This is a genomic window from Methylobacterium terricola, assembly GCF_006151805.1.
Taxonomy (GTDB): domain Bacteria; phylum Pseudomonadota; class Alphaproteobacteria; order Rhizobiales; family Beijerinckiaceae; genus Methylobacterium; species Methylobacterium terricola.
Genome location: NZ_VDDA01000028.1, coordinates 16,620 through 30,732, shown reverse-complemented (window position 1 = coordinate 30,732; position 14,113 = coordinate 16,620). Strand labels below are relative to the sequence as shown.

The 14,113-nt window shown below is 70.9% G+C and carries 13 protein-coding genes; all 13 read left to right on the top strand.

The genetic code is table 11. The annotated features are described in order from the left end of the window. The first annotated feature begins 27 nt into the window (after nucleotides 1-27). The 13 genes from FF100_RS30735 to FF100_RS30675 all read left to right on the top strand — a co-directional run bounded on the left by FF100_RS30735 (nucleotide 28) and on the right by FF100_RS30675 (nucleotide 14,012). A complete protein-coding gene (locus FF100_RS30735; RefSeq protein WP_139039835.1) occupies nucleotides 28-783 on the top strand; it encodes an aspartate/glutamate racemase family protein in 756 nt (251 codons plus the stop codon). Between the two features lie 28 nt (nucleotides 784-811). Further along, a complete protein-coding gene (locus FF100_RS30730; RefSeq protein WP_139039833.1) occupies nucleotides 812-2,188 on the top strand; it encodes an MmgE/PrpD family protein in 1,377 nt (458 codons plus the stop codon). After that, the gene (locus FF100_RS30725) at nucleotides 2,185-3,396 is read left to right on the top strand and encodes an NADH:flavin oxidoreductase/NADH oxidase (protein WP_139039831.1); all 1,212 of its coding nucleotides are present in this window, start codon (nucleotides 2,185-2,187) and stop codon (nucleotides 3,394-3,396) included. The genes FF100_RS30730 and FF100_RS30725 overlap by 4 nt, the downstream gene beginning before the upstream one ends. A 13-nt stretch (nucleotides 3,397-3,409) precedes the next feature. Continuing rightward, on the top strand, nucleotides 3,410-4,987 hold the full coding sequence (locus FF100_RS30720; protein WP_139039829.1) for a class I adenylate-forming enzyme family protein: 1,578 nt from the start codon (nucleotides 3,410-3,412) through the stop codon (nucleotides 4,985-4,987). Beyond that, on the top strand, nucleotides 4,984-5,916 hold the full coding sequence (locus FF100_RS30715; protein ID WP_139039827.1) for an MBL fold metallo-hydrolase: 933 nt from the start codon (nucleotides 4,984-4,986) through the stop codon (nucleotides 5,914-5,916). Before FF100_RS30720 ends, FF100_RS30715 begins: the two co-directional genes overlap by 4 nt. A gap of 68 nt (nucleotides 5,917-5,984) precedes the next feature. Then, nucleotides 5,985-6,959 carry an NAD(P)H-quinone oxidoreductase gene (locus tag FF100_RS30710; protein ID WP_246102579.1) on the top strand — a complete coding sequence of 325 codons (975 nt, stop codon included), beginning with the start codon at nucleotides 5,985-5,987 and terminating at the stop codon, nucleotides 6,957-6,959. A gap of 44 nt (nucleotides 6,960-7,003) precedes the next feature. Further along, nucleotides 7,004-7,978: a LysR substrate-binding domain-containing protein gene (locus FF100_RS30705; protein ID WP_205825086.1), complete on the top strand. Its 975-nt coding sequence runs from the start codon at nucleotides 7,004-7,006 to the stop codon at nucleotides 7,976-7,978. A gap of 51 nt (nucleotides 7,979-8,029) precedes the next feature. Further along, nucleotides 8,030-9,430, top strand: coding sequence for a 3-isopropylmalate dehydratase large subunit (gene leuC, locus FF100_RS30700; RefSeq protein ID WP_139039821.1), 1,401 nt, complete (start codon nucleotides 8,030-8,032; stop codon nucleotides 9,428-9,430). Further along, the gene (leuD, locus tag FF100_RS30695; RefSeq protein WP_139039819.1) at nucleotides 9,427-10,074 is read left to right on the top strand and encodes a 3-isopropylmalate dehydratase small subunit; all 648 of its coding nucleotides are present in this window, start codon (nucleotides 9,427-9,429) and stop codon (nucleotides 10,072-10,074) included. The genes leuC and leuD overlap by 4 nt, the downstream gene beginning before the upstream one ends. Then, on the top strand, nucleotides 10,071-11,189 hold the full coding sequence (gene leuB, locus FF100_RS30690) for a 3-isopropylmalate dehydrogenase (protein WP_205825084.1): 1,119 nt from the start codon (nucleotides 10,071-10,073) through the stop codon (nucleotides 11,187-11,189). Before leuD ends, leuB begins: the two co-directional genes overlap by 4 nt. A gap of 45 nt (nucleotides 11,190-11,234) precedes the next feature. Then, the gene (locus FF100_RS30685; protein ID WP_139039817.1) at nucleotides 11,235-12,308 is read left to right on the top strand and encodes an ABC transporter substrate-binding protein; all 1,074 of its coding nucleotides are present in this window, start codon (nucleotides 11,235-11,237) and stop codon (nucleotides 12,306-12,308) included. Then, a complete protein-coding gene (locus FF100_RS30680; RefSeq protein WP_139039865.1) occupies nucleotides 12,308-13,135 on the top strand; it encodes an ABC transporter ATP-binding protein in 828 nt (275 codons plus the stop codon). Before FF100_RS30685 ends, FF100_RS30680 begins: the two co-directional genes overlap by 1 nt. 10 nt (nucleotides 13,136-13,145) lie before the next feature. Continuing rightward, nucleotides 13,146-14,012, top strand: a complete 867-nt coding sequence (locus tag FF100_RS30675; protein WP_091754241.1) for an ABC transporter permease — start codon at nucleotides 13,146-13,148, stop codon at nucleotides 14,010-14,012. Nucleotides 14,013-14,113: the final 101 nt, after the last annotated feature.

The following is a 14,113-nucleotide window of genomic DNA, read 5'->3' as shown; positions in this document are numbered from 1 at the left end:
CCATCGAGGGGCGAACGGGAGAGCACCATGACCACGCGCATCTGGCACCAATCCGTGAACGAGCTGAGCCGTATCGCGGCCTACAAGCAGGGGATCGAGGCTCATGCCCGGACGTTCCTCGGCACGGAGGCCGAGATCCACGTGCAGGGTCTGGCCGAGGGAACCTACGGCGACTTGAGCCCGAGCGACGCGCTCGGCAACGCCTACCTCTACCACCGCGTGCTCGGACCGATCGTCGAGCAGGCCGTGGAGGCGGAGCGACAGGGTTACGACGCGTTCGTGATCGGCTCGTTCAGCGAGCCCTACCTGCGCGAGATGCGCAGTGCGGTCGACATCCCGGTCGTCTCCCTGACGGAGGCGTCGCTCCTCGTCGGCTGCTCGCTCGGCACGCGCATCGCCCTGATCTCCAACGCCCCGAACGTCGCCTACATGACGAAGCTCTCGGTGGCCAAGCACCATCTCGAGGCCCGGGTCCAGGCCGTCACCGCGCTCGACCCAGGGATGGACGAGTACGCGCTGATCGCGGCCCGCGACGACCCGTCGGCCCTGGTCGAGACCTTCACGCGGACCGCGCGCGCGCTGATCGCCGAGGGGGCCGAGGTGATCGTGCCGGCCGAGGGCGTGATGGCCGAGATCTTCGCCAAGCAGGGCCTGCGCCGGATCGACGGAGCCGTGGTGCTCGACGTGTTCGCCGCCGCCTGGAGCCACGCCTTGTCCCTCGTGCGGCTGCGCCGGGGTCTCGGGCTCGAGGTCAGCCGCGCCTGGGCCTACAGCCGCGGCTGATGCCCGGCACGAGGAGAGAGACACCGCCATGACGCCTGCCGGACGCATCCTCGGGGATTACCTCGGACACTTCGCATCGCGCACGCTCGAGCCGGATGTCCGCGAGAAGGCGCTGATGTGCCTCGTCGACACGCTCGGCCTCTCGCTCTCGGCGCGCGACGAGCCGACGGCCCGCGCGGCGATCGCCCTGTCGCGACCGCTCGCCCCCCACAGCGACGGCGCGGCGCGAGCCTGGGCATCGGGGGTCGGCCTCGCCCCTTCCGAGGCCGCCTTCGCCAACGGAGTCGCGGCGCACGCGCACTTCCAGGACGACACCGACCACGAGTCCTGGACGCATCCGGGCTCCCTCGTCCCTCCGGCGGTCGTCGCCCTGGCCGAACGGGACGGGGCGAGCCTCGAGGTCGCGCTCCGCGCCCTCGTCGCCGGCTACAGCACGATCAACTGGCTCGGCCGCGACGAGGTCGTGGCACGCCGGTTGATCGCGCGCGGCTTCCGGACCAGCCCGACCTTCGGCACGATCGCCGCGGCGGCGGGCGCCGCCGTCGTGCTCGGCCTCGACCCGGAGCGCGCCGCCTCCGCGGTCTCGATCGCGGCCTCCACCACCGGGGGCACCCTCGAGCCGGTGCGGGCCGGCGCCGACGAGTGGCGCGTCCAGAACGGCCGGGCGGCTCAGGGCGGGCTGATCGCGGCCTGCCTCGCCGCTTCCGGCGTCGCCGGCGCTCCGGAGGCTCTCGACGGCCCGAAGGGCTTCCTCGCGACCGTCGCCGGCATGGAGCAGGCGCCGGACGTCTGGTCGACGCCGCCCGATCCGGCGGCGATGCGCGGCATCATGTGCAAGCCCTACGCGACGCTCGGCGACAACATGCCGGCCGCGATGGCGGCCCAGAAGCTCCACGGGGAGGGCCTCGACCCCGCCGCGGTCGAGGCGATCGAGGTCACGCTCTGGGAGCCCTACACGGTCTATCCCGGCACGAACTTCAAGGGCCCGTACGAGCGGCTGGTCCAGACCCAGGCCAGCACCGCCTTCGCCGTCTCGGCGATGCTCTCGCGCGGGGACATCACCTACGAGATGGGGACCAGCCTGCGCGACGATCCGGTGATCCTCGACCTCGTGCGCCGGACGAATGTGGTGCCGGACGCGGAGGGCGGGGCGCTCGATTCCCGCATCACCCTCCGGATGAAGGACGGTTCCCGCCGCGAGGCCCATTCCTCGCAGATGCCGCGGGATCTGATCTTCCTGACGCGCGCGCGCACGCTCGCGGTTTTCGACCAGCGCCTGACGCGTCTCGGCGCGGCCCCGGGCGCCGCCCGAGCCCTCGGGGAGCGTTTGTTCGACGGGCTCGACGGCGCCGGCAGCCTCCCGCTCCGCACCGTGCTCGACGACATCCTGGCGCTCGCGCGATGACGGCGCCCCCGACCACCGATGGCGGGCACGAGGGCCGGCCGCTCCTGTTCCAGCCCTTCACGATCCGCGGCGTGACGCTCAAGAATCGGATCGTCGTCTCGCCGATGGGCACCTATGCGGCCGAGGACGGCCGGCTGACGCCGTTCCAGTTGGCTCATTACCAGCGCATGGCGATGGGCGGCGCCGGCCTCGTGATCATGGAGCAGACCTTCGTCACGCGGGCCGGGCGGGTCAGCAACGGCGATCCGGGCCTCTGGGCCGACAGCCAGATCGCCCCGATGGCGGCGCTCGTCGGCGAGATGAAGCGCTACGGCGCCAGGACGGCGATCCAGATCAGCCACGGGGGCCGCAAGGGCGGCCAGCAGCGCGCGCACGAGGGCAACGGCCCGATCGGCGAGCGCGACCTCGCCGCCGGAAGCGAGCCGCTCCATCCCATGGGCGCCTCGGCGGTGCCGCTCTCGGACGGCTGGCAAGTTCCGGTCGCGATGAGCGAGGTGCAGATCGAGGGCGTGATCGAGGCCTACGTCGCCGGCGCGCGCCGCGCGGTCCTTGCCGGCTTCGACCTCCTCGAGCTGCATCTCGCCCACGGCTATCTCCTGCAGAGCTTCCTCTCGCCGATCGCGAACCATCGGACCGACCGCTGGGGCGGCTCGCTCGAGAACCGGATGCGGCTGCCGCTCACCGTCGTGCGGCGCCTGCGCGCCACGCTGCCCGACTCCATGCCCCTCTTCGCGCGCCTCTCGGTGACGGACTGGATGGAGGGCGGCTGGACGGAAGCCGACAGCGTCGTCCTCGCGCGGGAGCTGAAGGAGGCGGGCGTCGACCTCATCGACTGCTCGTCGGGCGGCAACATGCGGGCCGGCGCGACGAACTCGAACCTCGCCCGGGGGCCCGGCTACCAGGTCTCGCTGTCCGACAGGCTGCGGCGGGAGGCGGGGATTCCCACGGCCGCCGTCGGCATGATCCGCACCCCGGCCCATGCCGAGCGGATCCTCCGGGAGGGGCGGTCGGATCTCGTCTGCATCGGTCGCCAGATGCTCTTCGACCCGTTCTGGGCCCATCACGCCGCCTGGGAGATGGGCGTGGAGCGGGACTTCGCGTCCTGGCCCGAGCCCTACGGCTGGTGGCTCGACAAGTGGGCACGCGCGCTCGACGCGAACGGCGAGGATCCGCTCGGGCCGGAACGCTTCGCCGACGCTGCGGAATGAGGGAGGGCACGGGATGAACTGGGGGACCGAGCTCGCGACGATCCATCAGCGCTACGGCGACCGGATCGGGATCGTCGATGCGGCGGGGCCGCACCGGATCGCGGCGGTGCTCGACGTCGCGGCGGGCATCGCGCGCCGCCTCGCGGCCCGCGGCCTCGGCCCGGGTGCCTTCGTGGCGACGATCTTCCACAACTCGGCGCTCGCCGCATCGGCGAGCTACGCCGTCTCGCTCGCGGGGGCGGCGGAGGTGCCCGTCAACCCGCTGCTGAGCCCTCACGAGATCGCGCACGCCCTCGCCTGCACGGGCGCCGGACTGGTCCTGATGGACGGTGCCGACGAACTCCCGGCCGATCTCGGCGTACCCTGCGAGGATGTCCGGAGTACGGAGGCGTACCCCTTCGCGCCGGAGGGCTGGCCGGATGTCGATCCGGACGCTCCGAGCCGGATCGTCTTCACCAGCGGCACGACGGGCCCGGCCAAGGGTGCGATCCATACGCATCGCGGCCGGTGGACCGGCACCCTGATGCTGCGCGCCTCCCTGCCCTTCGCGCCGGACGGGGGAAGCCGCGCCCTGCTCATGACGCCGTTCTCGCATGGCAGCTCGCTGCTCACCTTCGCCTACCTCGCGCAGGGGGCGAGCGTGCATCTCATGCGCGGCGTCGAACCGGCTCTGGTGGTGCCGCTCCTGGCCTCCGGCGAGATCACCGAGGCCTTCGCCCCGCCGACGGTGCTCGCCAAGCTCCTCGAGGCCTGGGCCCGCCCGGAGCACCGCGACCTCGTCCCGAAGCTGCGCACGATCCTGACCGGCACGGCACCTCTGACGCCGCTCGTCTACCGTGGCGCCGTCGAGCGCTTCGGCGAGATCGTCCGCGTGACCTACGGCAAGAGCGAGATCTTCAACCCGATCACGGTCCTCGATCCACCCGAGACCGCCGCGGCCTACGCCGAGCCGCCCGCGGAGGGATTGTGCGTCGGCTGGCCGGCGACGGGCGTCCAGGTCGAGATCCGCGACGAGGCGGGCCTTTGCCTACCACGCGGCGAGACCGGGGCGATCCACCTGATGAGCCCGCACCTCTCGACCGGCTACATCACGCGCGAGGGCCTGAGGTTGCGGGCCGACGGCGAGTTCCACGACACCGGCGACATCGGGTTCGTGGACGCGCGCGGGCGTCTCTTCCTGGTCGCGCGCCAGTCCGACATGATGAAGAGCGGCGGCTACAAGGTCTCGCCCGACGAGGTCGAGCGCGCCCTCGCCCCGTTCCTCCCGGAGACGGAGCTCGTCGTCCTCGGCACTCCGTCCGATTATTGGGGCGAGATCGTCACGCTCGTCGCGCAACGGCCGCCCGAGGATTGGCGCGCGCGCCTCGGCCCGGCGCTCGACGCGATGACGCCCTACAAGCGGCCGCGCCTGTTCGCCACCGTCGAGGAACTGCCGCGCAACGCGATCGGCAAGATCGCGCGGACGCAGCTCCGCCGCCGCCTGATGGAGACCCACGACCTCGTCGAGACGGCCAAGCCTGCCCTCGTCGCCAAGCCTGCCCTCGTGGCGAGGCCTGCCCTCGTGGCGAAGCCGGGATCGGACGCGGCATGACTCCCTTCTCCCGGATCCCCTTCTCCCAGGTGCCGGCGATCTACCATCGCCCGGTGGGCGACGTTCTCGTGACCGCCCTGTGCGACGGCTACGTCGCCTACGACACGCTGGAAATCATGCGCGACGGCGATCACGCCAAGCTCGCGCGCTTCCTGCGGGAGGACGGGAGGACGGTGCCCCCGGTCGTCTCGATCAACGCCTTCCTGATCCGCGACGGCCTCCGCACCATCCTCGTCGATTGCGGGTCGGGCGATATCATGGGGCCGACCTGCGGCCACCTGCCCGGCCTCCTTCGCGCGCTCGGGATCGCCCCTGGCGCGATCACCGACGTGCTGCTGACCCACGTCCATCCCGATCACTCGAACGGCCTCACGGATCCCGCGACCGGGTGCAAGCTGTTCCCGAACGCGCTGGTGCACGTCCACGAGGCGGAGATCGCCCATTGGTTCGACGATGCGGCGAAGGCGGGTGCGACCGAGCGCCAGAAACGGGTCTACTTCGATGCGGGACGGATCCAGCTCGGTCCCTACCTCGACGGCGCGGTCCGCCGGTTCTCGCACGAGCACGAGGCGCTACCCGGCATCACGGCGGTGCCCTCGACCGGGCACACGCCGGGGCACACCTGCTACATCCTCAGATCGCGCGGCGAGGCGATGATCGTCTGGGGCGACACCGTGCACGTCCCGGAGGTCCAGCTCGGCGATCCGGGCGTCGGCATGATCTTCGACACCGACAGCGCGGCGGGCGCGGTCTCGCGGCGGCGTATCCTCCGGCGCTGCGTCGAGGAGGATCTCCTGGTGGCGGGCATGCACATCCATTTTCCCGGCTTCGCCCGCATCCGGCCGGGCCATGTCGGCGCATTCCGGTTCGTCCAGGAACAGTGGTTCCACGCACCGCATCCCGGTCGGAGCGGGCCCGTCGGCCGCTGACGGGGCAGCCCGGGAACCGGATTTCCACCGAGGCCGATGACAGCGCCGAGGACCAAGCCGTGCCGACCATGAGCATCTGCCACGCCCCCGCGCCCGGCGGTCCGGAGGCCTTGCGCTTCGAGCGGGCCGAACGACCTTCCCCTGCGCCCCACGAGGTGCTGATCCGGGTCGGGGCCGTCGGGGTCAACCGCCTCGACGCAATGCAGCGCGCCGGGCATTACCCCCTCCCGCCCGGAACGAACCCCGTGCTCGGCGTCGAGTGCGGCGGCACGGTCGTGGAGGCGGGGGCCGAGGTCGACGGGATCGTCCCAGGGACGCGGGTCGCCGCCCTCCTGCCCGGCGGCGGATACGCGGAATACGCCGTGGCCGATCACCGTCACCTCGTCGCCGTACCGGCCGATTGGGACGACGTGCAGGCGGCCTCCGTCATCGAGACCTTCTGTACGGCGCACGAAACCCTGTTCGAGCTGTCCCGCCTCGCCCCGGGGGAACGGGTGCTGATCCATGCCGGCGGCAGCGCCGTCGGCAGCACGGCGATCCTCATGGCAAGGAGCATCGGCGCGGAGATCGTGGCGACCGTCGGACGGGCGGACAAGGCGCGTCGCCTGCGCGAATGGGGGATCCCGCACGTCGTCAACTACCGCGAGGTGGATTTCGCCGATGCGCTGCGCGAGATCCACCCCGACGGCGTCGATGTGGTGGAAGACTTCATCGGGCCCGCCTATCTCGCCCGCCACGTCTCGCTCCTGCGCTGGCGCGGCCGGCTCGCCTTCGTCGGATTGCTGAGCTCCGGTTCCTGCCAGGTCGACGTCGCAGCATTGCTCCTCAAGATGCTGCAGCTTCGCGGCTTCACGCTCCGGCCGCACTCGGTCGCCGAGAAGGCGGCCGTCGTCGAGCGCTTCCGCCGGCGCTGGCTGCCGGAGCTGACCGACGGCCGCATCACCCCGGCCATCCACGCCGTCCTTCCCTTCGGCCAGGCCGCGGAGGCTCACCGCATGCTGGAGAATGCGGATAATTTCGGGAAGATCGTGCTCAGGATCTGAGACATTCCGGTATGATGACGGCTGGGATCGCCAACAGACGGCCCATGCACCGCTACGACCTCTTCACTCTCGAACTCTTCATCGCCGTCGTCGAGGAGCAGAGCATCGCGGCGGCGGCCGAGCGCGCGCATATCGCGGCCTCCGCCATCAGCCGGCGCATCTCGGAACTCGAGGCGATGCTCGGCGCCGAACTCCTGGTGCGCCACTCCAAGGGCATCGACCTGACCGAGGCCGGCACGGCCCTCCTCCATCACGCCCGCACCATCCAGGGCAGCGTCGCGGTGATGGATGCCGAGTTGCGCGACTTCGCCAGCGGTCTTCGCGGGCTGATCCGGGTCTCGGCGAACAAGTCGGCGATCATGGAAACGCTGCCGATGGAGCTTGCCGGCTTCCTCGCCCTGCACCCGCTGATCCGCATCAACCTGGAGGAAGGCACCAGCCCCGACATCGTGCAGCGGGTCGCCAGCAACCAGGCCGATCTCGGGATCTTCGGGGGCAACATCCCGGCACCGGGGCTGCAGATCGTGCCCTACCGGCGCGACGAGCTCGTCGTCGTGCTGCCGCCTGGCCACGTCCTCTCGGGGCGGGCCTCGATCGCCTTCGCGGATCTCCTCGACCACGATTTCGTCTGCCTGGAGCGGGGCTCCTCGATCGAGACCCTGTGCCGGCGCGCTGCCGAAGATCTCGGCAGCGAGGTTCGCGTGCGGGTCCGGGTCGGCAGCTTCGAGGGCCAGTTGCGCATCATCGAGAACGGGCTCGGCATCGGCATCGTCCCGCGCCAGGTCCTCGATGGACATATGCGCGAGACCGGCCTGACCGCACTCGCACTCGAGGATCCCTGGCGCCTGCGCCCGCTTCATATCGGCCTGCGCGACCACGCCAGCCTGTCGCGACCGGCGCGCCGGCTGATCGCCTACCTGACGCAGCCATCTCCAAATGCGACGGCGGCATGCCCAACCGGCGCTTCGTGCGACGCGGGTCCGTCCCTACGCTCCTCCCCGCAGCAGCCCTCCGACTGAGAGGGCGCGCATCCGATGCGGCGAAAACAGCCGCGCGGGGGAGGACACGTTATGGCGGCCAGAACGCTGTTCGCGAAGATCTGGGACGAGCACGTCGTCAGCGACCTCGGCGACGGTGCCGTGCTCCTGCACGTCGACCGGCACCTGCTGCACGATCTCGGTGGCTCGCGCGGCCTGCTCGACCTCAAGCAGCGCGGCCTCACCGTGCACAGCCCGGGCCTGACCTTCGCGACGCCCGACCACGCGATCTCGAGCGCTGCCGGCCGGGCCGGCACCACCGAGACCGGCTGGAGCCTGCTCCGCGCCCTGCGGGCCGAGACTCGAGAGGCCGGCATCCGCCTGTTCGACGTCGGCGAGCGCGGCCAGGGCATCGTCCACGTCATCGGGCCGGAACTGGGCTTAAGCCTGCCGGGCACGCTCATCGTCTGCGGCGACAGCCACACCTGCACCCATGGCGGTCTCGGTGCGCTCGCCTTCGGGATCGGCTCGTCGGAGCTGTCGCACGTGCTGGCGACGCAGACCCTGGTGCAGCGACGGCCCAGGACCATGCGGGTGCGCTTCGAGGGCGCGATGCCGCCCGGCGTGCTGCCCAAGGATCTGATCCTGCACCTGATCGGGGTGATCGGCGCGGCGGGCGGCACCGGCTACGCGGTGGAATATGCCGGCTCGGCGATCCGGGCGATGCCGGTCGAGGGCCGGCTCACCATCTGCAACCTGTCGATCGAGCTGGGCGCCAAGATCGGCATGGTAGCCCCCGACGACACCACGTTCGCCTACCTTCAGGGCAAGCCCTACGCGCCCCGGGGCGAGGCGTGGGACGAGGCGGTCGCGGCCTGGCGGGAACTCGCCAGCGACCCCGACGCCGCCTTCGACCGCGAGGTGACGATCGACGTCGGACGGGTCGCCCCCCAGGTCACCTGGGGCACCAGCCCCGAGCACGTCGTCCCGGTCGACGGCCTGATCCCCGATCCCGCGTCCGAGCCGGATCCGAGCCGGGCCCGCGCGATGGCGGCGGCCCTCGACTATATGGGCCTGTCCCCGGGCGGCCCGATCGCCGGCACCCCCGTCGACTGGGTGTTCATCGGCTCCTGCACCAACGGCCGCCTGTCGGACCTGCGCGAGGCGGCGGACGTCGCCCGCGGGCGTCGGGTGGCCGAGGGGGTGCGCGCCTGGGTCGTGCCGGGCTCCGAGATCGTCAAGCGCGAGGCGGAGGCCGAGGGACTCGACCGGGTGTTCGTCGAGGCCGGGTTCGAGTGGCGCGAGCCGGGCTGCTCGATGTGCCTCGCCGCCAACGGCGAGGTCGTGCCGGCCGGGCAGCGTTCGGTCTCGACGAGTAACCGCAACTTCGTCGGCCGCCAGGGGCCGCGCGCCCGCACCCATCTGGCGAGCCCCGCCATGGCCGCGGCGGCGGCCCTCGCCGGCGCCATCGCGGACGTCAGGAGGGCCGGATGAACCGCTTCACCCGCCTCGAGGCCGTCGCCGCGCCGATCCTCATCGAGAACATCGACACCGACGTGATCATCCGCATCGAGCGGCTGGTCGGCAACGGCATCCGCGGCACGCTCGCGCCCTGGTGCTTCGGCGCGCTGCGCTACCGCGCCGACGGCTCGGAGGATCCCGACTTCATCCTCAACCGGCCGCCCTACCGCGAAGCGCAGATCATCCTCGGCGGGCGCAACTTCGGCTGCGGCTCGTCGCGCGAGGGCGCGGTGTGGTCGCTCCAGGAGCGCGGCGTCGCCTGCGTCATCGCCCCGAGCTTCGGCGACATCTTCTTCAACAACTGCTTCCAGAACGGCATCCTGCCGGTCGTCCTCGACGAGGGGATCGTGGCCAGTCTCGCCCGTGAGGTCGAGGAGAGCCAGGGCGCCGGCAAGGTCGCGGTCGACCTCGAGGAACGCTGCGTCGTCTCGCCCTCCGGCCGCCGCTTCCCCTTCGCGGTCGAGGCTCGTCGGCGCGAGGCGTTGCTGCAGGGGCTCGACGAGATCGGCACGACGCTCCGGCAGGCCGACGCGATCGCCCGATTCCAGGAGCGGGACCGGCGGGTGCGGCCCTGGGTGTACGCGGCGGCGGGCGATGCGGCGGGAGATCGAGCATGAGCGGGACCAACATGATGCGCGTCGCGGTGATCGGCGGCGAGGGCATCGGGCCGGAAGTCACGGCCCAGGCGAGCCGCGTGCTGGCGTGGTTCTCCGAGCGCCGCCGCCTGCCGGTCGAGGTAGCGGAGGCCGAGTTCGGGCTCGACGCCTACCGCCGCACCGGCAAGGTGATCCCGCCCGAGACCCGGGCGGCGATCGAAGGCGCCGATGCGATCCTGTTCGGTGCCACCGGCGGCCCGGAGACCGCCGAGGTGCCGCCGGAGGCGCGCCGCGAGGGCAGCCTCCTGAAGCTGCGCCGCTCCCTCGACCTCTACGCCAACCTGCGCCCGATCGTGACCGATCCTGCGCTCTACGATTCGGCGCCGTTGAAGGAGCGTGTCCTGAACGGCGTCGATTTCGTCATCGTGCGCGAGTTGTCGAGCGGCATCTATTTTGGCGAGCCGCGCGGGATCGAGACCCGGCCCGACGGCAGCCGGCGCGGCTTCAATACCAACAGCTACACCACCGAGGAAATCCGGCGGGTAGCCCGCTTCGCCTTCGAGCTCGCCCGCAGCCGGCGCGGCCGGCTCTGCTCGGTCGACAAGGCCAACGTGATGGAGGCGAGCGTGCTGTGGCGCGAGGAGGTGATCGCGCTCCATGCCGAGGAATTCCCGGACGTCGAGCTGTCCCACATGTATGTCGACAACGCCGCGATGCAGATCGTGCGGGCGCCGGGGCAGTTCGACGTCATGGTGACGGACAACATCTTCGGCGACATCCTGTCGGACTGCGCCGCGATGGCGGCGGGCTCGCTCGGCATGCTGCCCTCCGCCTCGCTCGGGCCGGCCGATGCGCAGGGACGGCGCACGGCGCTCTACGAGCCGGTGCACGGCTCGGCCCCCGACATCGCCGGGCGAGGAATCGCCAACCCGCTCGGGTCGATCCTGAGCGTCGCGATGATGCTGCGCCTGACCCTCGGGCGGCCCGACGACGCGATCCTTCTGGAGCGGGCGGTCGGCGACGCCCTGGCGCACGGCGCCCGCACCGCCGACATCGCCGAGCCGGGGCGCGCCCCGGTCTCCACCGCCGCCATGGGCGACGCCGTGCTGGCCTCGCTCGACCGCCTCGCGGGCTGACGTCCCGACGATCCCTTCCACTCTCGATCCGGGAGACCGCGAGCCATGACGTCCCCCCTGACGTCCCTGCCGAAGGTGTCGGTCCTGACCCGGCGCCATGTGGTGACGGCGCTCGGCGCGAGTGCGGCGCTCGCCGGCTCGCGCGCGGCTCGCGCCGCGAGCGCCGCCAAGGGCATCTATCCGGTCGCGACCTGCAGCTACATGGTGATGTTCGCCGCCCAAGGCCTCGGCTACTTCAAGGACGAGGGCCTCGACAGTCGCCTCGTCCAGGGTGGGTCGGGCGTGAAGACCCGCGAGATCATCGCCTCGGGCCAGGGCGACTTCGCGCTCGCCGACTTCGTCCACCCGATGCTGCTGACGAACAAGGGGCGCCCGTGCAAGGCGCTCACCGCGGTCGACCGCATCGCGGCCGGCCTGCAGTTCATGATCCGGGCCGACCTCTACGCGCAGGGCATCACCGACCTCGCCAAGTTCGTCGCCTGGAAGCGCCCGGACGGACGAAAGCCCCTCGTCGGCGTCTCCTCGATCGGCGGCACGACCCACATCTGGTCGACCTACTTCCTGGAAAAGCTCGGCTACGACGGCATGGTCACCTGGCTCGGCGTCGGCAACGTCGACACGATGCTCGGCTCGCTGAAGACGAAGCAGGTCGACGTCCTCATCAACACCTACTCGCTCGTCGGCGAGGTCGAGCGCCAGGGCTACGGCAAGCTGCTCTACGATGGTTCGGACCCGCGCAACTGGGACTCCGTGATCGGCGGCACGGTGCCGGTGACGGTCAATTACTGCCTGCAAGCGCGCATCGACCGCGATCCGGCCCTGGTCCAGGCCTGGACGAACGCCGTGATGCGCGCCGGGCAGTGGGTCGACAAGCACGACCCCGAGGAGATCTACGGCGCCATCGAGCCCTTCGTCGGCTCGACCTCGCGCGAGTCGAACCTGATCGAGATCAAGGCGACCAAGGCGGTCGGCAACCCGGCCGGCCTGATCGACGAGGCCGCGTTCGACCGCGGCGCCAAGGTGTGGTTCCGCGAGATGACCGGCGTGCAGAAGCTGCCGCTCGACGCCGTCTATGCGGCGCGCTTCGCCGAGGCCGCCGCCGCGAAGTACCCGGCATGATGCTGGCCCTCGCCGAACCCCCGGCTCAAGCCGCGCTCGCGCCTGTGCGCGTCGACGTGCGCGGCCTCTCGAAGTCGTTCGCCCTGCACGGCCGGCGGATCGACGCGGTCGAGGACGTCTCGTTCACCGTGCGCCAGGGCGAGTTCGTGTCGCTGCTCGGCCCCTCGGGCTCCGGCAAGAGCACAGTGCTCAACATGATCGCGACGCTGCTCGCCCCGACCGGCGGCTCGATCCTGATCGACGGCAAGGCGGTCGTCCCGGGCCGGACCACGCCGCAGGTCGGCTACGTCTATCAGAAGGACACGCTGTTTCCGTGGCGCACCGTGGCCGACAACATCGGCTACGGCCTGGAGCTCGCAGGTCTGTCAAAGGCGGAGCGGCGCGAGCGGGTCGCCCGGGCGGTGGCCCGGGTCGGTCTCACCGGCTTCGAGGCGGCCTATCCGGCCTCGCTCTCCGGCGGCATGCGCCAGCGCGCCTCGCTGATGCGCACGCTGGTGCGCGAGCCCGAGATCCTGCTGATGGACGAGCCGTTCGGCGCCCTCGACACCCACACCAAGCTCGACATGCACGACGTGCTGCTCAAGATCTGGGAGCGCGAGAAGCAGACGGTTTTGTTCGTCACCCACGATCTCGGCGAGGCGCTCACCCTGTCGGACCGGATCATCCTGTTCTCCGCCCGGCCGGGGCGGATCAAGGACAGTTTCGAGGTGCCGTTCCCGCGGCCGCGCGACGGCGTCGCGATGCGCGAGACGCCCGAATACGCCGCCCTGTTCTCGCGGATCTGGCACGCGCTCGGCGAGGAGTTCAAGAAGGCGCGCAAGTCATGAGTCTCTTGCCATGAGCCGGCCGCTCTCCACCCTCGCCTGGCAGGTCGCGATCGTCGCCGTGCTGCTCGCCCTGTGGCAATGGGCCTGGAGCCTCAAGCCCTACGCGCCCTGGGCGGTGCCGGACCTGTTCGATCCCTACTTCGTGTCGCGCCCCTCCGAGATCTTCGAGCAGTTCCTGCGCCTGAGCTGCCTGCAGCCGAAGCCCGGCGAGTGGGCGATGCCCGGCGGGACCGCCTTCTCGGCCTGCACCGCGCGCTACGAGAACAATTTGTGGTTTGCCACCTTCGTCACCCTGCGCAACACGTTCTTCGGCTTCCTGACCGGCGTGACGAGCGGCGTCGTGCTCGGCCTGCTGCTCGGCCGCTCGCCGCGCCTGGCCGAGATCGCCTCGCCCTTCGTCACCGCGGTCAACTCGATCCCCCGGATCGCGCTCGCGCCGATCATCATCCTGGCCTTCGGCATCGGCGACGCCTCGAAGATCGCGACGTCGTGGATCGTCGTGGTGTTCCTGGTGTTCTTCAACACCTTCGAGGGCGCGCGCTCGGTCGATCCCGACTACGTCAATGCCTCGCGGCTGCTCGGCGCCTCGGAGTGGCAGATCACCCGGACCGTCATCATCCCCTCGACGATGGCCTGGGTCTTCGCCTCCCTGACGCCGGCGGTCTCGTTCGCGTTGATCGGCGTCATCGTCGGCGAGTTCATCGGCGCCGAGTTCGGGATCGGACGCCTGATCATCGAGTCGGAGGCGCGCGGCGAAGCCGCCGGGATGATGGTCGCGGTGTTCGTGCTGATGATCGTCGGCATCGTCCTCTCGGCGGGGATCCAGCGCATGCAGAGCTACCTGCTGCGCTGGCAGCCGCGCCACCAGGGCCGGTGAGCCTAGAGCATTTTCCGACGAACTGGATGCCGGTTCGTCACAGAAAATGCGGCAAAATTAAACAACTCAATGAATATAAAATCGTATTTCGATCGGTTATT